This window comes from Vibrio sp. FF145 (genome assembly GCF_041439075.1).
Taxonomy (GTDB): Bacteria; Pseudomonadota; Gammaproteobacteria; order Enterobacterales; family Vibrionaceae; genus Vibrio; species Vibrio tasmaniensis_A.
In genome coordinates this window covers 171,568-192,054 of sequence record NZ_JBGONH010000001.1, presented here as the reverse complement: position 1 = coordinate 192,054, position 20,487 = coordinate 171,568, and the positions used below count along the sequence as shown (strand labels likewise).

Sequence of the window (20,487 nt, the reverse complement as noted above, 5' to 3'; positions counted from 1 at the left end):
AATCTGAGGGCGTCATTATGGCTAAAGTAAGTGTTGTTATTCCTACCTACAATTGTTTGGATTACCTGCCGAAGGCAATTGGCAGCGTACTGAAGCAGACTCATCAAGATGTTGAGCTCATTGTCATTGACGATAACAGCAACGATGGAACGTCGACGTATCTCGCTTCGATAGAAGATGAACGCATTATTACCTTATCTACTTTGGGTGTGGGTGCGCCTCAAGCGAGAAACCTAGGGATTGAAAAGGCGACCGGTGAATACATCGCTTTTCTAGACGCAGACGACTTCTGGTTTCCAGAAAAAATCGAGCGCCAACTCGAATTTCATCAACGATACCCAGATCTCGCGATGAGCTTTACTAACTACGAGCACCTTACTGAAGATTACCAAGTGATAGTCGATTGCTTTAGTTATTGGTCGCAGTTTCAAGACCAAGATGAAGCGTTTATCAATATAGAAAACCCATTAGAGTTCATCATTGAAAACAATGTCATTGGAACATCAACGGTGATGGTGAAAGCGGATGTGTTTTCTCAAACAGACAGCTTTAATCCTGATATAAAATATGCAGAAGATTGGGAACTGTGGCTTCGAATGAGTGAAAATCATCAGATTGGTGTGTTGAATTCCGTGCAGGTTGGTTACTTGATGAGAGCGAGCTCTGTTACCCAAACTGAAAGTCTTAAATTGAGAAATTTGCAGTCTATAGAGACCATTCTCCTGCGTTACCAAAATGACAATCAACGATGGAACCTACCGACGTCCAGTTTCAAAATTGCAAAGGCAAGAATACTAGAAGGTTACGCCGACTATTACAGAGGCTTACAACAGAACCGACGAGCCATCTCTTATAGCATTCGCTCGTTAGCGTTGGCTCCTCAAAAAAGAACCTTACGACATCTTCTTGGGGACTGTAAAAGTTTCCTAATGCCTGCATTGTAAGGAATAGGTGACTTCTATGGGTTCATTAAAACAGTCGGCCTATTACGCCATCGGCATCGTGATGATGAAAGGGATCTCGCTCGTGATGATCCCCTATATCACCCATAAGATGACGTTGGTTGAATACGGTTCTTTAGAAGCCATCGTCTTGTTGGCTGACATCGGTACAATTCTGTTTAGCTTCGGCATTGTTGAAGCTATGTATCGATATGTGGGTGTCGCTGAGGCTGAAGAAAAGAGAAAGCTGGTCTCGAACTGTTTCACGCTGAGTGTTTTAGTGTGTGTGCTCGGGGGAAGCGTAATTGCTCTTAGTATGCCACTACTCTTACTGATGCTTCCTGTCGAGTTCCAGCCCTATCAGATCCTACTTCTGTTAATACCGACCATGTTAGATGGTGCGATTTCTATCCCGCTAACACTGATGCGAATGAATGCGATGGCTAAGCGCTTTTGCATGCTCAACGTAATGAAGGCGAGTGTGCAAGCTGTTATGACGTTTGTACTGCTTGAAGCGGGTTATGGTATTGATGGTGTACTCATATCTTCCGCTGTTTCGAGTGTGTTGTTGTTGCTGTGTTTACTGCGTTATCAATGGCAGGAGATGGGCTCATTTGGCAGCCTCAAATACTCCGCTAAGATCCTAAAATTTGGATTGCCCACGTTAGTTGGTGGCGCTTCAATATATATGATTACAGGGCTAGACCGCTGGGTGATGGCAAGCTTTGTTGGTGTTGAAGAACTTGCGATTTATGCGGTCAGTGGCAAATTTGCGTTGCTTCTTGGTTTGCTACTGCAGCCTTATGCTCTGTGGTGGTTTCCAAACCGAGTGGCCATGTTGCAACAACCTGATGGTAAGAAAGAGTGTGCGGACAGAGCGCTAGTCGGTGTTAATCTGGCCATTGTATTGGGTTGTTTGATGATCCTTACTGTACCTGGTTTTATTACTTTGATTTTGCCAAGCAGTTATCAATATGCAGGCACGATTGTTGTAGCACTCTTGGCCATTGGCGTGATTAAGAATGCAGGAGATTACCTTAACCTCGGTTGTTTTAGCGGTGACTCAAGTCAGTCGCAAATGTGGATACAGGGTGGTTGTGCGATCTTAGCAACCATTGGCTATTTTGTTGTGACACCGATTTATGGCGTGTGGGCCGTGGTAGTGGTGCTTTGTGGTACTTATGCCGTGAGGCTGTCACTGCTTTATATTGTGAGCCAAAAAATGGAGTACTTGCCTTACGATCATCGTAAATGGATGGCTGCGGTGAGTATCGCCATACTTGCGATTACCAGTGACCGGCTTCTTGGTTGGGTGCTGGTCGATGTTCATGACTTTGTTTTAGGCAGTTTTGTGGCAATAGTGACGTTAGTCGTCTTTGTTCGATACTCTGTTATTCCTGTTCCACAAGCGTTGCTCGATAAGCTCACGTTAGGCAAACATTCCCACGTAAGTTGAACCGATTTCACCCAGAGCGCGGATATTCTGATAAGCGTCTAGGGAAATATGAATTAATGATAATAAAACACTGTTCATAATTATTTTAATTAGATAGTATTTATAAATCTAGTGAATGCTAACTATGGAAAGATATATGAATAAGTGGATGCTGCTCCTCTCTCTGTTTTCAGCTGCCTCATACAGTGATTCTCATTTTGCAACCGAGAGTGTTGATACTCCCGACTTCAATTCATCGGGTTTCAAGCCGCCTGAGGTTTCTCGACAGGAACAAAACAATATCGTTTGTGAAAGTGTCGTTTGTAATTCAATCTCGCGATCGCAGCCCGTTCCTGAAGTGGGCGAAGTACCGGATCGAGAGCCGAATAAAACATTAGAAACGATAGCGAGTGCGATTTTCATCGCGGGCGAAATTGGTATTGCAGACAATTTGATTGAACCAGACGAGGAGCATTATATTGTCGAGTAATGATTAATTAAAATGGCGGCATGTGAAGCGGAAATACAGAGCTTTCTGCGTTCGTTCATTGATTAAATATTTACGAAGTTTTTAACAAGGACGAAAAATGGAAATCTGGAAGTTAATGCTATTCATCCCCGCTTGTTTCGCGCTCAACATGACACCGGGCCCAAACAATTTGTTATCAATGAACAACGCCCGTTGTTACGGATTTCAGGCCGCCTTTGTCGCAGGCCTAGGACGAATCCTCGCTTTTTCTGGCATGATTGCTTTGGCTGCATCCGGCTTGGCTGTCGTGCTTTATACCTCTGAAACTTTGTTTTTCCTTATTAAGCTATTTGGCGCGATGTATCTGTTGTGGATCGCGTTTAACCTATGGCGATCTCAAGCCAGCCCGGTCGCGGATATCGAGCGAAATAAGAACTGGTTTGGTCTTGTTAAACAAGAGTTCGCGCTCGCGGCGGGCAATCCAAAAGCGATACTCATTTTCACTGCATTCCTTCCTCAATTTGTCGATGTTTCTGCGAACGTAAATACTCAATTCTTTGTTTTGGGAAGTACGTTTCTTGTATTAGAAATGCTCGCAATTTCTATCTATGCCGCCTTTGGCTTATATCTACGACATTGGTTTTCAAAACCTCAGATGGCCAAGCGTTTCAACAAAGCATGTTCTGTGTTTCTTGCCTTGTCTGGTGCGAATTTATTGGTGAGCCGTCAGTAGAAATTGACTGGTTTGTGAGTTGTATTTGTCGATGGTTTTGGTGCCATTAAAGAAGAGAGTGCCTATCTAGATCCCACTTCTTGATGCCGGTTTAAATATGGGCGTACGTACGCCTAGGTCAACATCACGATACCGTGCATTAATACGACACTAGAGGTCAGTCGGGTTCGCATATCAAAATAGCCATCGGGGCCTTCACTTTGGTTTTCTTCTCTCATTGACCTTTCCGCTCGCCAAACCGCAATGTAGCCTAAGATCAGAATCAGAGTGGTGAGGAACTCTTGTTGCTCACCGAGCAGCACGGCTAGCCACGCTGCCAACACAATAACATTGCTTAGAATCAGAGCCTTGTTGCTGGATTGGCTTTCGAAGTTCTCTATCCCATTGCCCCACAAGATGCCCGACAAAAAGCTCAAGATAACCACGCTGTAGGTGATGAAGAGTGTTTCTCCGCTCAAGCTAAAGACTTGGCTGTCGGTGAGTGATAATAGTAGACCGAATAAAAAGGGGATTAAACCCATATAACCGAGCTTGGCCATGGTGTTGCGTGTTTGAGTTGTCTCCATGTAACCCGACCTCATAACTGTTGCTCAATCGCATTTTTGAGGGTACTACTGGTTGGCGATGTAGAACTCGGGAAGGTTGCTATCACTTTGCCTTCTTTGCTGACCAAGAACTTGTAGAAATTCCATTTTGGTTTGATACCGGCTTGTTGTTGGATTTCGGCAAAGACTGGGTTTGCGTCTGGCCCAGAGAGTGAAGCGCGCGCCATCATTGGAAAGGTGACGCCATAATCTAGGTAGCAGATTTTAGCGGATTGCTCCTCGCTTCCTCTGTCTTGACGAAAATCGTTGCTTGGAAAGCCGACAACCGTGAAACCTTGATCTTTATAGGTCTGATGCAATTGCTCTAGTTGTTTAAATTGTGGTGTGAAACCGCATTGGCTTGCCGTATTTACGATCAATAAAGTCTTACCTTGAAACTCTTCACACAGCTCAATTTCTTCGTTTGAATTTAACACTCTTTGTTTGCCTTTGAGTATCTCTGGGCAGCTTGCTGAAAAAGCGAATGAACTTGTTAGGCTCGCGATTAGGGTGGTGGAGCACAGCAGTGAATGTTTCATAAGTCTGACTCATTTTAATTGGCATAACTGTATTACTGTTCAGCGACTTGAAATGATCACTTTAAAGACCAGAATCGCTTAAGTATCAGCTATCGTTTAAGTGTCAATTGTCGCTTAGCAAATAGGGCGCCACCAAGCGCCTGATGTTTACCTTGGCTCCAAGGCGAGATGCCAGCAGGTACATGCCTCCAATCTTTCGGTGGAGGAATAGAGCGTCTGCTGGTGGCGTATGCCAATACTCTTGTTCCATGCTCAAGATGGTACCAGCTTCACGAAGTCGTTGAGCGAGTCCGCTGGCTTTAAAATCGTAGTCTTCGTCGACTAACATAGGTTCACAGGCCATTTTCACTAAGTTGAGAATCGCTTGGCGCTGGTCTGGGAGGATGGTCTCGCTAAAGAATCCAATTTGCTCTAACGCCTTGTTGAGTCCTTGTTCATCGTGATTAACAACAGAGGTAAAGGCCAAACGATAGCCATCACTGAAGCGGCCGCTGTATTCTCGGGTTGCCCCAAAATCTAACAGCCCAATCTGTCGCGTGTTTTCAACGTAAAGATAGTTGGCGAAGTTGGGATCGGTTTGCACCATTTTGAAGTCGAATAACTCTCTGAACAGAAGCTCGAGCAAGCTGTGCATGACAAAATCGCGAGTGCTTTGATCGTAACCTTCTATTTGCTCTATCGAGACGCCTTCAATGAAGTCCATTGCGAGCACTGATTCTGAAGACATTTGAGGGTGAATTTTAGGTACAACGAAGTGAGAATGTTCTTTTAATGCATTGTGATAACGAGTCGCATAGTCAGCCTCGCGAGCATAGTCGGCTTCATCATGTAGTTGTTTTTTTGCCTCTTCTAACAAGCCTTTGTAATCGACTGACTTTGGTATCAACCCAACAATATTGAGCAATGTACCAACGTTGTCCACATCACTGTCGATGCTTTTTCGAATGCCTGGGTATTGGACTTTTATGGCAAGTTTGTCTCCAGAGTCGCTATACGCTTGGTGAACCTGACCGATGGAAGCACTGGCGATGGGCTTAAAGTTGAAGGAGATAAACTCCGCCTTCCAGTTGATTCCGAGTGAATTTTCCAACACTTGGCTGAGCTGTTTGGCTGGCAGTGGGTCAGCGTCTGAACGCAGGCGAGAAAGAATGTCGGCTAATTCAGGTTCTAAGACATCGCCTGCATCCATTGATAGCATTTGACCGAGCTTCATCGCCGCCCCGCGTAAATGGGCCAGTTGATCGGTGAGCCGAGCAATGTTTTGAGGTGTTAATACCAAGTCTTTTGCTTTGGGTCTGTTTCCCTGCGCGAGCTGTTTCGTGCCTTCAGTGATGACACTTCCGGCTACTCGAGTGGCGAGAGACGCGAACTTACTGAATCTTGAAATACGATGGGTAGGTAGATTTCTTTCTTTTGCCGACATAAAGGTTCTCACTTAGTTATCAAGACTCACTACAAAGTTCTATAAATCATTACCCAACCGAATGTTTTGTTGTGGTAACTTGTCTCGCGAAACAGTAAACAGAATTTAAAGGACAAAACATGAAGTTTATTTGGTTAAAAGTCGCGGTTACCGTTTTAGTTTTTGCTGCGCTGTTTGGTGTGGTGTATTACAAAGTCGCAAGTGGTATGTCTTAGCCAAGTACTATTTTGAGCAGCTGTTACCATCGCAGCGCGACTTTCCGGTTAACCAGAAAGAGACTTTGTATCGGTTCTTGGCAAACCGCAGATAACACCAGTCTGCCATTGGCTTAAATATCGCCCAACGCAATGGGGCGTATAGCCAGCCTTTTCCTACTAAGCGCCACGCTTGGTAGGTCACGTCTAAACCTAGCAGCAGTTTTCCATTCTCATCCAGTGCATGCAAAACGGTGTTGGCTGCGTCGGCATCAATTTGAGGGTAGTCTGAAAAGGCTTCACTGTAGATATCGATGGTTTGAATCTTATTCTCGACATCATGCTTTGCAAGTGCCGCCATCTCCTTTGCGCACAATGGGCATGTCCCATCGTAGAATATCGTAAGTTGTGTCATCGTCTGTTCACCTATAATTTCACGACCTGAACCTTCAGTTACCCGTTAAGTCGGCACCCGTCAATTCAATCGCTTGTTATTCAATAATCTAGCAATGGCTACGTGATTGTACCTTTTAAAGATCACTCTCCTCGTATCAAAGCTCTAAAGGTGTCTGACTTAGACACTTTGTTCATCCTTCCAAGTCCTTGATTGTTTGGTCAAATCTCTGGTTTATGGACAAATGATAACAAAGCGTCCAATAAAGGCGCGCCTTCAATATATAAACATCAATCAATTCAGCTAGTTGAACTTGGCTTGGAATATGCTCTATCGAACTTACGAATTGCTAAAGGTTTTCTCCAGTTCGGGCATGGCAGAAAACCTTAAAAGCATAAGTATGGACAAATGGAGAGAGAACATGAAGGTTATAAATTATTTACTTAGTGTGCTTTTGTTGTTTAGTAGCCCCCAGTTGGTGTGGGCTACCGTTGATGTGATGGAACTCGATGGCAACGCGACCAGTGATAATAGTGGTATTGATTGGGACGACGTTAATGACCCTAACAGCATGGTCGGGATTGCGGAATTTTTCCAAAAAGACCGTAACGGTATCGACCAAATCTTTTGGAAGGGGGGATCAAAAGATGATTCCGACATTACAGATTGGGCATTTCGTACCGCGTCACCACAACCAAAAGATGACTTTACCAATGCGTATGCCGCTGCTTTTGAAAGCGAAGGTGACTTGCTGATTTACTTTGGTGCAGACCGATATGCCAACAATGGTGATATGTACATTGGTTTCTGGTTCTTACAAGACCAAGTGGGCATTCCTTTAGGTTCAACTAAGGGCCCGTTTGATGGGGAACATGTTAATGGCGATATCCTTGTGCTGATTTCATTTCCTCAGGCGAGTGGCGGAAATCCCTATATAGAAGTGTTGCAGTGGGATTTAAATAATGGTGATGTCACCAACAATATGACGAGAATTTTCCAAACAGACGGTGACCCCAAATCGAATGATTTCGTTGGTGCAAGATGTGGCAGTGGTGCTGTCGGTGTCGAGAAGATATGTGCGATTTCAAATGATGACTCTATCGGGGCAATTGATCTACCCAATGTACAAGGTTGGGACTATTTAGCTAAAACAGGTGAAACAACCACTATTCCAACAGAGAGCTTTGTGGAAGGTCGATTGAATTTGTCAGCGCTGTTGAATGATGAGTTTGGTATTGAGGATATTCCTTGTTTTAGTAGCTTCCTAGTGGAGTCACGTGCTTCTCGTTCGATTGATGCATCGTTGGCTGACTTCGTTGTCGGCTCATTCAGTTTATGTAGCATCAGTATAGCGGCGACCTGTGATACAACCAGCTTTACGGTTGATGGCATGTTCAACATCGATTATACCGTGACGGTGACCAACACTGGTCCTGGTTCGTTAGGCACCAATGGTGACTACGAAGTGGCCTTTTTATCGGATTCTCCAATCTTAGGTGCGCTTCCAGTGGTTGGTAACGGCGATGAAGTGTGGAGTGTTGGTGAGTCATTCTCATTCATGGGTAATTATCTGTCTGTAAATAATGGTGCCGTTGGTGTGATCGATGGTTCAGTGGATCTTGACGGGCTTATCGTGAATGCTCAAGCTCCTGTGGCTTACAATTGCCCACCAATAGATTTGAGCCCGATGGTTGATATTTCTAAGGTATGTAATAGCTTCTTAGAGGTTGATAGCGGTCAAGTTGTGCTTAAGAAAACCTATGATGTTGAAATATGTAATACCGGTGATATTCCACTGGCCATTGAATCGCTGGTGGATTCTAAGGATGACTCTTTGAGCCGTTCTGACTTACCTACCGAAGTCGTCAACAGCAGTTATTACCTCGACTTCGCTTTACCGTGTGATGATCTTGAGGATGTGACTACATGCGGTGTTGGTAATATGTGTAGTGCATTAAGTGCTGATCCAGAACTGTTTGCTTGTAAAACGGGTGAAGGTGAGTGGATACCGAATTTTGGTGATGCGATTGGTCAAGTGTGTACACAAGTAACCAAAACTTATGCGCCAAATGTGTTGCCTTCTGGAGTAGACGGAATGCTATCGAACCAAGTGACAGCAACATTTGACTCGCTGTTCTTGCAAGAAGCATTTATGGAAACATCGAATATTGCAACCTGCGATGTTTGCCCATTTACTGTACCTGAGCCATAAGTACTTTCATTTATTGTACTCACTTAACTTCTAAAGCAGCCTAGTTCGTTAGGCTGCTTTTTTCATTAGGTAATAAATTAACTAGGCGACTTAAATGGCTATCTGATGTTTTTTAATGAGCTTATATAAGGTTGTCCGAGAAATAGACAATGCTTTAGCGGATTGGGAAATATTGTAGTGGTGTTGTTGAATTACTCGCCGGACATTTGTTGAGGAAAGTCGAGTGTCACACTCAGTGTCGGGAGACGCGTCTTTCAATTGAATCCCCATATGACGAGTAGAGAGAGCGTTTGAATTAGAAAGAACAATCGCTCTTTTTATGCAGTTGAATAACTCTCTGACATTGCCCGGCCAGTGGTACTGTTTCATTTGCTCAAGGGTGTCACTAGGCAGTTTGATTTTGGATGCGTAATTGTGCTTCAGTTCAAATCGAACCAAATCTTCAATGTCTTCTTTGTGATCATTGAGTGGTACTAGGTCTAATGGAAGTACATTGATCCGATGAAAGAGATCCTTTCGAAATTTACCCGCAGCAACGGCTTGTTCGATATTGACGTTGGTGGCAAAAATTACACGGCAATCTACGGGTAATTGGCTGTTACTACCGAGCCGCTCTATCGAGCTATTTTCAAGAAAGTGGAGCAGATAAGTTTGCAGCGACAGTTCAAGGTCGCCGATCTCATCTAAAAATAGTGTGCCACCATTCGCTCTTTCTACATGTCCGACGTAGCGTTTGTTTGCTCCCGTGAATGAGCCTTTTTCAAAACCAAATAACTCGGAGTGAATTAGGGATTGTGGAATTGCGCCACAATTTACGGCGATAAAAGGTTTCTGGCTACGCGCTGAGGCTTCATGTATTAAACGCGCACATAGGCTTTTCCCGGTTCCTGTTTCCCCTTGAATCAGTACTGGAAAATCGTTGTTAGCGATCTTAGTTATCTTCTTTTTAAGTTGTTGGATGGTGCTGGATTGCCCCACCAATTGATATTCATGGCACGAGGAAGGCTTAGGTTTGTTTTGCTTGGTGTCTACCATGCCATATGCATGCCCTAAATTTCGACAAAGCCATTCTGTATCAATAGGGAGGTGGTAATAATCCCAAAAGGTTTGTTTAATGAGCGATAAGCTGCGGCTTGGTGGTTGGTTGCAGATAGCGATCGCTTTTAAATTTGGAGAGTGCTCCCTCAGTGTTGCAATTTGCTCACACTGTTTGTCGATTGAGGAGGATGTTAGGTAGGAAACCACAATGGGTGCGTAGCTGTCACTGCAGGTGTTGAGTAGATGAATGGCCTGTTTGGTCGTTTCTGCAACTTGAGCTTCCCAGTTATGGAGGCGCAGTTCCTCTACCCACTGACTATGGTGCAGGCACGCGGTGTTGCATAACAAAATCACGGAACGAGTTATAGGCTCAGGTGATACTATTTTTGATGGCATTGTGCTCACTCTTCATGTTTCGACTCCATGTCAAACCTTCAGTAAGCCCCCTAAATATCCCATAAGCTTAGAAGGTAAATTCAATTAATTCGAGTACACAAATTTGACGGTGTTTAGCTGACAAGTGGGCATTTTTTCAAGCGAGAAAGTTAATCTGGTGCTTTACTTACTGATATTCATGCTATTAGTAAATATATTCACGGATATCGTGTTTTTACTTTTTGTTTGCTGATGAACACACAGTAAACCCCGCGCTAATCACTAACGATAAAGAGCTGATATTGATGATAATTAACGTAGCAAAAAAGTTCATTTTAGCAGCTTCTGCGCTGATGCTCGGCGGTTGTGTTAGCTACAGTGTGACTGAACAAGAAATGACGAACTACCTGCAAGATTCGGTGATGTTAGAACAAGAAGTCGGTGTGCAAAACGTTATGTATGCGCAAGTCGCTGTTGATGATTTAGCGGTGCAGATTGGTAGAGCTGATATCGAGCGTGTGTCTGTTTTAGCGAACACCAATGCAAAAGTTCAGGTGTTCAACATGCCCAATATGGGGTTGGACTTGGATATCGAGTTCAGTGCGATTCCTGAATACGACAAAGAGAGCGGCGAGATTTATTTGAAATCACTGCGTTTAGAGCGCTTTGAAGAAAAAGATAAACAGCTTTCGCCAGAGATTGCCAAACTACTTAAGCCTGCCGTTTCTATGATTGGTTTTGCTTTGTCCCAGTCGCCAGTTTACAAACTCGACAGCAATAAAGTGCAAGAGTCGTTGATTAAATCATCGGAACCCAATCTAGTGATTAAAGACAATAAGCTGGTCATCGAGTTATTCGATTAACCTTTCACGTTTAGCTTAGACTCATATTTAAAACACAATGGCTACCGATTAGGTGGCCATTTTTGTTTGTGTTGATTCGGTTCACTAACTTATCAATCTATCTCATTTATTGAATTCGCCAGGCATCTCACCTTTACTTTACTCTTGTGAGCAAGTCATCGCTTCAGTCATCAAATCATAAGAAAGAAAAGGTGAACGAACTATGAATAATCCAGTAATAGCGGATAACAAGCCAATCAAAGTGGAACTAACAGAAGGGGAAGAATATTACTTCTGTACCTGTGGTAAATCGAAAAACCAACCGTTTTGTGATGGTTCTCATGCCGGAACTGGCTTTAAACCTAAGAGTTTTGTGGCCGAAGAAAACGGCGACGCGTACCTATGCCGCTGTAAATATTCAAACAACCTCCCTTTTTGTGATGGCACTCATAAACAGTTTACGGCGGAACAAGTGGGGCAAGAAGGCCAAGAGGTTCACATCCAAGCGGCTGCGCCAGACTTGTCTCCTGCTGCGAGCGCAACCAAAGAAGAACCTACCGTCGAGTTTATCCATCAACTGGCGCGCGATGGCTTGTCTAAGGTTGGGCATCATGGGCCCATGACCTCTATGGGTGTACCAAGATATCTATTGCCTCATTGGGATGACATTCAGGTGATGGTTGCTCAAATGGCGACCAAACCTCTGCTTGAAAATGTGCCTGTGGGTACTGAGTTGATTATTGGGCCCAAAGCGAAAAAGCCGCTCAAATTGAATATCTCGTTGTTTGTGTCCGATATGAGTTTTGGCTCTTTGTCTGAAGAAGCAAAAGTCTCGTTGGCGACAGGCGCGGAACTCGCAGGGACAGGTATCTGTTCTGGAGAGGGCGGTATGTTACCCGAAGAGCAAGCCGCGAACTCACGTTACTTTTATGAATTAGCCAGCGCACAATTTGGTTACGATGAATCTAAGCTCAAAAATGTCCAAGCTTTTCACTTTAAAGGTGGGCAGGGGGCTAAAACCGGAACCGGTGGTCACCTACCTGGGGCGAAGAACATTGGCAAGATAGCTGAGGTGCGCGGTATTGAAGCAGGTACAGCCGCGATTTCTCCACCCACCTTTGTTGATCTAAAAACCGTCGAGGATTTCAAAAAGTTCGCCGACCGAGTTCGAGAAGTGACTGGCGGGATCCCAATTGGCTTCAAATTGAGTGCTAATCATATTGAAGAGGATATTCAGTTCGCACTTGATGCTAGTGCCGATTACATCATCTTGGATGGTCGAGGCGGTGGTACTGGGGCGGCGCCAGAAATGTTCCGTGACCATATTAGTGTGCCAACCATTCCAGCGCTTGCTCGTGCCAGAGCCTATCTAGATAAACAAGGCGTAAGTGACAGAGTCACCTTAATCATTACTGGTGGGCTTCGTGTTCCGATGGACTTCGTAAAAGCGATGGCGCTTGGTGCAGATGGTGTCGCTATCTCGAACAGTGCCATGCAGTCGATAGGTTGTGTTGCTGCCCGAATGTGTAATACCAATAATTGCCCGGCGGGCATCGCGACTCAAAAAGCCGATTTACGCCAACGGTTAAATGTCGAGAAGGCATCGAATCAATTGAAGAACTTCTTCGAAGCCTCGACTGAATTGATGCAAGTGATGGCGAGAGCGTGCGGTCATGACCATTTGAATCAGTTTAACCCTCACGATCTAGCAACATGGAATCGCGAAATGGCCGAGCTATCTGGAGTCGCTTACTCTGGTGTCAGTCCATTAAACCAACTTAAGTAAATAGTATTTCGATAAAGCACACTCACTGTATTTTGGGTGTGCTTATTTTTGTCTGTGTAATGCTAATCTACGTTAGCCTTTAGTAATTAACTGATTTATAAGTATTTTTTAAATTATTTCCTATTTTTTGAAAATATCGCTTTACCTCAAGTTAACTTGAGGTTTTATCATCCTCTCCAATCCAAAAACACAATCTATCACCTTGTCGCCTAGTGCAGGTTTTGATGTTATCAAACAGACGTTACGAATCTTCAGTTATGAACTTTGAGCTCCGTAATTGAAGTCATGAGTGCAAAAAGGTGAGAAAAATGAACAAGGATCAACAATGAAAGTATTAGCGATTGGCGCGACCAACAGTAAAGCATCGATTAACCAACAATTGGCAGCGTACACCGCAAGCTTAGTTGAGGGCGCACAAGTAGAGGTGCTCGATCTTAATGATTTCGAGATGCCTATTTATAGTGAAGACAGAGAAAAAGAGTCTGGCGTTCATCAACACGCGCAGCGCTTTTTTAGCAAGATTGGCGAAGCAGATGCTATCGTCATCTCTTTTGCAGAGTATAACGGTTCATACACCGCAGCCTTTAAGAATGTGTTTGATTGGACATCACGAATCGACATGAAAGTGTACCAAGGCAAACCTGTTGTGATGCTCTCCACATCACCAGGCCCCGGTGGCGCAAGCTCTGTGTTGTCGTCTGCGGTAAATTCGGCACCTTACTTTGATGCTGATGTGAAGGGGTCGATGTCGGTACCAAGTTTCTACGACAACTTTAATGTAGAAACGGGTGAGATCATCAATGCCGAGATGGCCGAGAACTTGAAATCGATCATGAGTCAGATTTAGAGAGCGAGAACACGACAATAAAACAAAGCAGCAATTTGCGTGGTTTCTTTTCATTGCGCCCGTTGTCAAAGTTTAAGGACATTAACTGGTTAAGGTAACAATAGGTCGTTATTCTAAAGTTAAAGTAAGCTTTAAATATTTATGATCTCAAGGATAGTGTAACAATGAGAAACATCGTATACCTCACCATAGGCCAGTTGGCAGAGCGCAGTGGCGTGGCTCCTTCGGCCTTACGTTTTTACGAAACCAAGGGGTTGATTGCTTCGATTCGCACTAACGGAAATCAACGCCGGTATCAGTCGGCGATGTTGAGACGAATTGCGTTGATACAAGTCGCACAGTCGATAGGCTTCACGCTAGAAGAGATCACCGAAGAGTTATCGACACTGCCGATGAACCATACCGCGACTAAGCGAGATTGGGAGCGCGTTGCTAAGAAGTGGCAGGGGCAACTCGACAGTAAAATGGCGCAGATTAAATCGCTACAAGAAAACCTAACTGGTTGTATTGGTTGCGGGTGTTTGAGTATGCAGAAATGCCAATTGTTGAACCCTGAAGATATTCTGCATGACCAAGGACAGGGCGCACAACGCATTGTTGATTAGACTAACTGAGTTCCTGAAAGACATGGAGCAACGGGCTAAGTTTTAGCTTTTACTCAATGGGTTAAGCAACAGTTGTGGCCGAATAGCGTGCCTAGACAATCACGAATTATAGGTCTAGTTTATGTGGTTCTTTCAATAAAAGAAGAGGTTAGTTATGTTCAGCCATGTTTTTCTCGGTACCAAAGATATTGAACGCGCGAAGGCTTTTTATGACCCAATCATGAAAGTGCTTGGTTATAGCGAAGGTTCTGTTGATCCCAAAGGGCGCTGTGTTTACGTTAGCCAAACGGGTGTGTTGGGTTTAACGAAGCCGATTGATGGTCAGCCTGCGACTCACGGCAACGGTATGACGGTGGGTTTTCTTGCATCCTCCCCAGAAGTTGTAGATGAGTGGCATCGTGTTGGCGTCGAAAATGGCGGTACCAGTATTGAAAATGGCCCCGGAGCGAGAGGTTCTGACGAGCGTCGCTTGTACATGGCTTATTTGCGAGATCCTGATGGAAACAAGATCTGTGCAACTCACTTTATGCCATAGTGGCGTATACTTATACCATAATGGCTTATACTTAGATGACATGGACTGTTAAGGATCGCTGGCGAATGCGAAGAACCAACAAAATGACACCTAATGAACTGTTTTATGAAAGCTTTGAGCGTTGCAGGATCGATGAAGAATTTCTAGAAACATTTTTGGCGGACTTCTGCGAACACAACCCTAGGTTTTCAGAGCGATTTGAAAACATAGGGTTAGAGCAACAAACCAAGATGCTTAAAGCTTCAATCATCCTTATCTATAACTCTGCAGGTCTGCCGAGCGTACGAAACTCGGTGAGAAAGCTTGGGAAGCGACATAAAGATTTAGGCATGGATATTTCTGAGCAAGAGCTCAACGAGTGGTTTAATTCCTTGCTCAATACGGTTAAAAAATACGATCCACTTTATGATGAAAATATCGAACAAGCTTGGGCACATACCTTGGAAACAGGACTTGCTATCATGAAGAAAGAGTGTGTAGTCTGAATCAAAAAATGTACAAAGTAAGCCCCACACAACAAGAGGCTTACTTTTTTATCGACTCAATTAAAAGGTAAAGCCTGCTTGGATACTCAGTACCGACTCAGCGGTATACCAACCAGTACTTCCGCCGAACTCATACCAATCAAATCCAGCTCGAGTCACAAACTTGGAGTGGCCGAAAACTGGTTTTAGTGACTTGTATTCTGCGCCGATGCCGTAAGTTAAGCCAAAATCACCATGGGACCCTTTGTGGACTTCATTATTATCGCTAGATCGGAACACCAATTTGGTATCTGAGTGTGCGTAAAACGCGCCCGCCTTACCATAAACAGCGAAGTTTTCGCTGAAGCTGTGCTTATACATAGGTGTTAATGAAAGCATTAAAGAATCGAACTCTTGCTCTGTTTGAAGCACCTTGTCACCATTATAGCTAGTAGACTTATCGTCAGTGCTGATAACAAGTAACGTCGATTCAATATACCAATTGCTTTGAACGATCTGGCTACCTAACGTGAATTGAGCGCCAACGTCACCGCTATCCATACCTACACCACCTAATGTGTACATTTCGTTTGATGCGAAAGCTGAAGTTGATGCGATCCCCGTAACTGAGGCAATCGTAAGAGCCGCTAAGACTAATTTTTTCATTGTTTTTACTCTGGTTTGTAAATTTCGGGAGAGGATTTTAGCGGCATTTTCAAAATAAAAAACACTGTTCGAATGGGCGGTGGTAAGATTAAATGAAGATTAAATATCTCAAAACATAAGCCTGTATTTCCATGACCTAAAATTACAATTTTTTAGATGGATCAAATGCGCGGTGTGCGAGAGTTAGTCTATGATTTAATGGGTTTTCTATGAGGGAGGGCGGTGCATGTTTCACGCAGAAAAACCTCTGGCGACGGAGGTCATCACCAGAGATAAGAATCATTCGAGGCTTACGTTTTAATTGAAATTAAATCCAAATGACCAATGTTGGGTTGGCATTGGATTGGCCGAGGGTTCTAACACGTTACGATAATCGGATTAAAAGTGAGCAGTCCAATTTTTGTTGAGCTCCTTGGTCCAACGAACGCCTATCAGATAATCAATAGTGTTAATATCATACTAGTAGCGTTTGAAGCCTCAAGCTAATCCCCAAGAGGCAACTTATAGCTGTTTTTCAACTCTTTAACCGAGATATTCGACTGAATCGCACTCACGCCTTTTACTCGCCTGATCGAGCTAATACGCTCAAAGTACTCTTCCAAATCTTTCGCTAGCACTTGAATCATATAGTCGGCGCCGCCTGCAATGCAGTGACACATAGGAATCCAATCGGTTACTTCGACAAACTCTTCAAACGGTTCTGTGTTTTCTACTTCATGGTTACCTAAGGTCACAAGAGTAAAACCAGCCACATGAAAACCAAGCTTTTTGCGGTTTAGCTTCGCGGCGTAACCATCGATATAACCCGTCTCTTCCATGCGTTTCCAACGGCGCCAACATGGGGTTTCGCTGAGGTTCACTTTCTCTGCGAGCTTGCTGTTGCTCATGCGTCCGTCTTGTTGGATATGTTCTAAGATGGCGATATCTGTGTCATCTAACACTTCTTTGGTGGATTCTTTCTGTTTCATGGTGTTTTTAGGAAAGTCTTGCTCAAATTTGCATTAATATTAGCCTATATAGCAATTTAATTCCTAGTCGAATCTGTAAACTCTCTCCGTATAAATACTTTACTTATTAGGAGTGAGAGGAAATGAGCTCTCAATTAATGCTGGCGTTCTTGCTATTTTCAACATCAATTGCAATTACACCTGGGGCAGGCAATATCGCATTACTTGGGATTTCAAGTCGTTATGGATTTGCTGCGACTTTACCTTTTATCTCTGGGAACGCTGTTGGCATCATCATCGTACTGGCAGGATCCAGTGTCGGATTGGTGAGTCTATTTACCCTTTACCCAGATCTTTATAACATTTTGAAATACGCGGGTGCGGCTTACTTGCTGTTTATGGCGTGGTCGATTGCGAACATGCAAATCGAAGAAAGCACGACTGATAATCGTTCAGGTTTTATGTCTGGTGTGTTGGTGCAGGTGTTGAACCCTAAAGGTTGGATTGCTTCATTAACCGTGTTTTCGCAGTTCATCACCCCGAATGCAGATTACTTGATCCAAGTAGTGACTATTATCGCGGGTATGGTTATTACCGGTGTGCCGTGCATGTTGGTGTGGGCGTATTGCGGCACCATGCTGAAAAAATTACTGCAATCACCAAAACAGATGATGTTTGTGAACCGTTGCTTGGGTGGAAGCTTAGCGATGGTGGTTGCCTTTATGCTTTATCAACCGGCATAAATCACAAAGAAAAAAACCACTCCTAAATCCATAGGAGTGGTGTCTAAATGTCGACTAAGTCGTTAACAGTAAAGAAATAAGTTAACAAATATTTAAGGAACTTGAGCTAAAAGCTTTTAAGCCTAGAAGCTTTTAAGTTTGAAGCTTAAGCCGTTTCAGCCTCTTTAACTGGAGCTGAGTTACGGATTAGGTGGTCAAATGCACCTAAGCTTGCTTTTGCACCTTCACCCATTGCAATGATGATCTGTTTGTAAGGTACGGTTGTTACGTCACCCGCTGCGAATACACCTTTCATTGATGTTGCGCCATGAGCGTTAATTTCAATTTCACCGCGTGGTGAAAGCTCTACCTTCGAACCCTTCAACCATTCGCTGTTTGGCATCAGGCCGATTTGAACAAAGATACCTGCTAGTTCAATCTGTTTAAGTTCATCCGTGTTGCGGTCTTTGTATTCCAGACCGGTTACGCGGTTGCCATCACCAATCACTTGCGTTGTTTGCGCCATCTTGATGATTTCGATGTTTGGTGTTGCGTTCGCTTTGTCGATAAGCACTTGGTCGGCACGCAGTGTGTCTGCAAATTCAAGTACGGTTACGTGTTCAACGATACCCGCTAAATCAATTGCCGCTTCGATGCCTGAGTTACCACCACCGATAACCGCTGTTTTCTTACCTTTGAATAAAGGACCGTCACAGTGTGGGCAGTAAGCTACACCTTTATTGCGGTACTCTTGCTCACCCGGAACGTTCATTTCACGCCAGCGAGCACCGGTACTTGTGATAACCGTGCGAGCTCGTAGTGTTGCGCCGCTCTCTAGCTCTACGTGGATGTAACCGTCTTCAGCGTTTTCTGCCGCAATGATGTTTGCAGCGCGCTGCTCAGTCATCACTTCAACACCGTACTCTTTTACGTGCTCTTCAAGGCTTGCCACTAACTTAGGGCCAGTTGTCGCTTTCACTGAGATAAAGTTCTCAATCGCCATCGTATCCATCACTTGACCACCGAATCGGTCGGCAACCACACCGGTACGAATGCCTTTACGTGCCGCATAGATAGCGGCTGAAGAACCCGCAGGGCCACCACCGACAACCAATACATCAAACGGTGCTTGTTGGTTTAGGTTTGCTGCTTTCTTTTCTGCTGCGCCTGAATCGACTTTGTTAAGGATTTCAGCCAGTGACATACGGCCTTGACCAAATAGCTCACCGTTAATAAACACGCTTGGTACTGCCATGATGTCGCGAGACTTCACTTCGTCTTGGAATGCTGCGCCATCAATCATCGTTGTCTTAACTAGAGGGTTAATCGCCGACATCATGTTGAAGGCTTGAACCACTTCTGGACAGTTTTGGCATGAGAGCGAGATAAAAATCTCTACATTAAGCTCTTGATCGAGTTCTTTAATTTGCTCGATTACGTCCGCTTCAAGCTTGATAGGGTGACCACCGCTATGAAGCAGTGCTAGAACCAGTGACGTAAATTCGTGACCCATTGGCAAACCAGCAAAACCGATCGCGGTGCCTTTCTCTTGGTTCACTACCTGCATGATTGGGCTGCGCGTGCTTACGCTATCATCACGAGTTACTTCAATTTTGTCGGTTAAAGACGCGATGTCATTCGCCAGATCTTGAAGTTTGTTTGCGGTGTCGCTGCTATCAAGGCTCAGCACTAACTGAACATTGGTTTTTAGGTTTTCTAGGTATGCTTTTAGCTGCTGCTTCATTGCTTGATCTAACATAATCGTGCCTGCTCTTAAATTCGGTGTCTTGGTATTGACCAATACCTTCTTGCTGAAAAAGGAAAATAAAAAGGGGGCGCAAGTCGGCAAATATTGTGGTGTTGATGTTTTGAAAGGGTGGCGCGCAACTGCCCTTTAGGAGGGGGCCGAAGCGCGCCTGTAGAACTGTTTAACTGTTCTGTTTTACTTGTTATTTCTTAGCTGTTCTTGTTTGAACTAGGCTTAGATTAAATCTTGCCTACTAGGTCTAGAGATGGCGCTAGAGTCTCTTCGCCTTCTTTCCATTTAGCTGGGCAAACTTCACCTGGGTGAGCGGCTACGTATTGCGCTGCTTTAACCTTGCGTAGTAGGTCTTCAGCGTCACGGCCGATACCTTCAGCAGTGATTTCCATTGCTTGGATAACGCCTTCAGGGTCGATTAGGAAAGTTGCACGGTCTGCAAGGCCCTGACCTTCACGCATAACGTTGAAGTTATTTGTGATGTTGCCTGTTTGGTCGCCTACCATGAAGTATTCGATAGTGCCGATTTTGTCAGAAGTATCGTGCCATGCTTTGTGAGAGAAGTGCGTGTCAGTTGATACTGAGTAAACTTCTACGCCGCGAGATTGAAGCTCTGCGTATTTGTCTTGTAGGTCAACTAGCTCAGTTGGACATACAAACGTGAAGTCTGCTGGGTAGAAGAAGAATACAGCCCACTTGCCTTTAACGTCTTGCTCAGTGATTTCTACGAATTCGCCGTTTTTGAATGCTGTTGCGTTGAATGGTTTGATTTCTGTGTTGATCATGATTCGACTCTCTTTCTAATTTGTAGTGTTTAACGCTATCCCGCGTCGATGGAGATATATTGCATTCGCACCGAAAATTAGTGAAATCGGACATTTCTATAGATTCAATAGGCAAATCCTATCTTCGTAAGAAGATCGCTATCGACAAAAACTATCGATAAAAGTTATCAAACTAGGGCCACGTTCTATTTG

General features: G+C 44.2%; 21 protein-coding genes. 12 read left to right on the top strand and 9 right to left on the bottom strand.

The window, feature by feature from the left end; all coding sequences use genetic code 11:
• The first annotated feature begins 17 nt into the window (after window positions 1–17).
• From ACED42_RS00875 to ACED42_RS00860, 4 genes are all read left to right on the top strand, one after another.
• The gene (locus tag ACED42_RS00875; protein ID WP_371700987.1) at window positions 18–944 is read left to right on the top strand and encodes a glycosyltransferase family 2 protein; all 927 of its coding nucleotides are present in this window, start codon (window positions 18–20) and stop codon (window positions 942–944) included.
• Between the two features lie 16 nt (window positions 945–960).
• Complete coding sequence (locus ACED42_RS00870) at window positions 961–2,397, top strand: lipopolysaccharide biosynthesis protein (RefSeq protein ID WP_371700986.1); 1,437 nt, start codon at window positions 961–963, stop codon at window positions 2,395–2,397.
• A 136-nt stretch (window positions 2,398–2,533) separates the two neighbouring features.
• Window positions 2,534–2,866 (top strand): hypothetical protein, encoded by a 333-nt coding sequence (locus ACED42_RS00865; RefSeq protein WP_009847226.1) that lies wholly within the window; start codon window positions 2,534–2,536, stop codon window positions 2,864–2,866.
• A gap of 97 nt (window positions 2,867–2,963) precedes the next feature.
• Window positions 2,964–3,578, top strand: a complete 615-nt coding sequence (locus ACED42_RS00860) for a LysE family translocator (RefSeq protein ID WP_012604468.1) — start codon at window positions 2,964–2,966, stop codon at window positions 3,576–3,578.
• 113 nt (window positions 3,579–3,691) lie between these two features.
• Here the strand turns inward: ACED42_RS00860 and ACED42_RS00855 are convergent, their stop codons facing one another.
• The 4 genes from ACED42_RS00855 to ACED42_RS00840 form a co-directional block, all read right to left on the bottom strand.
• Window positions 3,692–4,159, bottom strand: a complete 468-nt coding sequence (locus ACED42_RS00855) for a DUF3429 domain-containing protein (RefSeq protein ID WP_012604467.1) — start codon at window positions 4,157–4,159, stop codon at window positions 3,692–3,694.
• On the bottom strand, window positions 4,156–4,701 hold the full coding sequence (locus ACED42_RS00850) for a glutathione peroxidase (RefSeq protein ID WP_371700984.1): 546 nt from the start codon (window positions 4,699–4,701) through the stop codon (window positions 4,156–4,158). Before ACED42_RS00850 ends, ACED42_RS00855 begins: the two co-directional genes overlap by 4 nt.
• 103 nt (window positions 4,702–4,804) lie before the next feature.
• A complete protein-coding gene (locus ACED42_RS00845) occupies window positions 4,805–6,124 on the bottom strand; it encodes an ABC1 kinase family protein (protein ID WP_371700982.1) in 1,320 nt (439 codons plus the stop codon).
• Between the two features lie 222 nt (window positions 6,125–6,346).
• Window positions 6,347–6,733: a thiol-disulfide oxidoreductase DCC family protein gene (locus ACED42_RS00840; RefSeq protein WP_269336088.1), complete on the bottom strand. Its 387-nt coding sequence runs from the start codon at window positions 6,731–6,733 to the stop codon at window positions 6,347–6,349.
• Between the two features lie 400 nt (window positions 6,734–7,133).
• Here ACED42_RS00840 and ACED42_RS00835 point away from each other — a divergent pair, with 400 nt between their 5' ends.
• On the top strand, window positions 7,134–8,924 hold the full coding sequence (locus ACED42_RS00835) for a hypothetical protein (protein WP_269336086.1): 1,791 nt from the start codon (window positions 7,134–7,136) through the stop codon (window positions 8,922–8,924).
• 90 nt (window positions 8,925–9,014) lie between these two features.
• Here ACED42_RS00835 and ACED42_RS00830 read toward each other — a convergent pair whose 3' ends face one another.
• Entirely contained in the window at window positions 9,015–10,358 is a 1,344-nt protein-coding gene (locus tag ACED42_RS00830; protein WP_269336084.1) for a sigma-54-dependent Fis family transcriptional regulator, read from the bottom strand.
• Between the two features lie 284 nt (window positions 10,359–10,642).
• Here ACED42_RS00830 and ACED42_RS00825 point away from each other — a divergent pair, with 284 nt between their 5' ends.
• From ACED42_RS00825 to ACED42_RS00800, 6 genes are all read left to right on the top strand, one after another.
• Entirely contained in the window at window positions 10,643–11,200 is a 558-nt protein-coding gene (locus tag ACED42_RS00825) for a DUF1439 domain-containing protein (protein ID WP_269336082.1), read from the top strand.
• Between the two features lie 202 nt (window positions 11,201–11,402).
• The gene (locus ACED42_RS00820; RefSeq protein ID WP_371700979.1) at window positions 11,403–12,965 is read left to right on the top strand and encodes a glutamate synthase-related protein; all 1,563 of its coding nucleotides are present in this window, start codon (window positions 11,403–11,405) and stop codon (window positions 12,963–12,965) included.
• Between the two features lie 325 nt (window positions 12,966–13,290).
• The gene (locus tag ACED42_RS00815) at window positions 13,291–13,812 is read left to right on the top strand and encodes an NADPH-dependent FMN reductase (protein WP_371700977.1); all 522 of its coding nucleotides are present in this window, start codon (window positions 13,291–13,293) and stop codon (window positions 13,810–13,812) included.
• Window positions 13,813–13,976: 164 nt separating this feature from the next.
• Window positions 13,977–14,417, top strand: a complete 441-nt coding sequence (gene soxR / locus ACED42_RS00810; RefSeq protein ID WP_009847217.1) for a redox-sensitive transcriptional activator SoxR — start codon at window positions 13,977–13,979, stop codon at window positions 14,415–14,417.
• Between the two features lie 154 nt (window positions 14,418–14,571).
• On the top strand, window positions 14,572–14,952 hold the full coding sequence (locus ACED42_RS00805; RefSeq protein WP_009847216.1) for a VOC family protein: 381 nt from the start codon (window positions 14,572–14,574) through the stop codon (window positions 14,950–14,952).
• 83 nt (window positions 14,953–15,035) lie between these two features.
• Entirely contained in the window at window positions 15,036–15,437 is a 402-nt protein-coding gene (locus tag ACED42_RS00800) for a globin (RefSeq protein ID WP_029224030.1), read from the top strand.
• A gap of 60 nt (window positions 15,438–15,497) precedes the next feature.
• On the opposite strand, the gene ACED42_RS00795 is transcribed toward ACED42_RS00800, so the two are convergent.
• Together ACED42_RS00795 and ACED42_RS00790 are read right to left on the bottom strand one after the other, a co-directional pair.
• Complete coding sequence (locus ACED42_RS00795) at window positions 15,498–16,082, bottom strand: hypothetical protein (RefSeq protein WP_017098731.1); 585 nt, start codon at window positions 16,080–16,082, stop codon at window positions 15,498–15,500.
• A gap of 482 nt (window positions 16,083–16,564) precedes the next feature.
• Window positions 16,565–17,050, bottom strand: a complete 486-nt coding sequence (locus tag ACED42_RS00790) for an Lrp/AsnC family transcriptional regulator (protein ID WP_004736367.1) — start codon at window positions 17,048–17,050, stop codon at window positions 16,565–16,567.
• Window positions 17,051–17,172: 122 nt separating this feature from the next.
• On the opposite strand from ACED42_RS00790, the gene ACED42_RS00785 reads away from it, so the two are divergent.
• Window positions 17,173–17,772 (top strand): LysE family translocator, encoded by a 600-nt coding sequence (locus tag ACED42_RS00785; protein WP_012604451.1) that lies wholly within the window; start codon window positions 17,173–17,175, stop codon window positions 17,770–17,772.
• A 145-nt stretch (window positions 17,773–17,917) separates the two neighbouring features.
• On the opposite strand, the gene ahpF is transcribed toward ACED42_RS00785, so the two are convergent.
• Window positions 17,918–19,510: an alkyl hydroperoxide reductase subunit F gene (gene ahpF, locus ACED42_RS00780; protein ID WP_371700976.1), complete on the bottom strand. Its 1,593-nt coding sequence runs from the start codon at window positions 19,508–19,510 to the stop codon at window positions 17,918–17,920.
• A 227-nt stretch (window positions 19,511–19,737) separates the two neighbouring features.
• Entirely contained in the window at window positions 19,738–20,295 is a 558-nt protein-coding gene (gene ahpC / locus ACED42_RS00775) for an alkyl hydroperoxide reductase subunit C (RefSeq protein WP_017078889.1), read from the bottom strand.
• Window positions 20,296–20,487 lie beyond the last annotated feature (192 nt).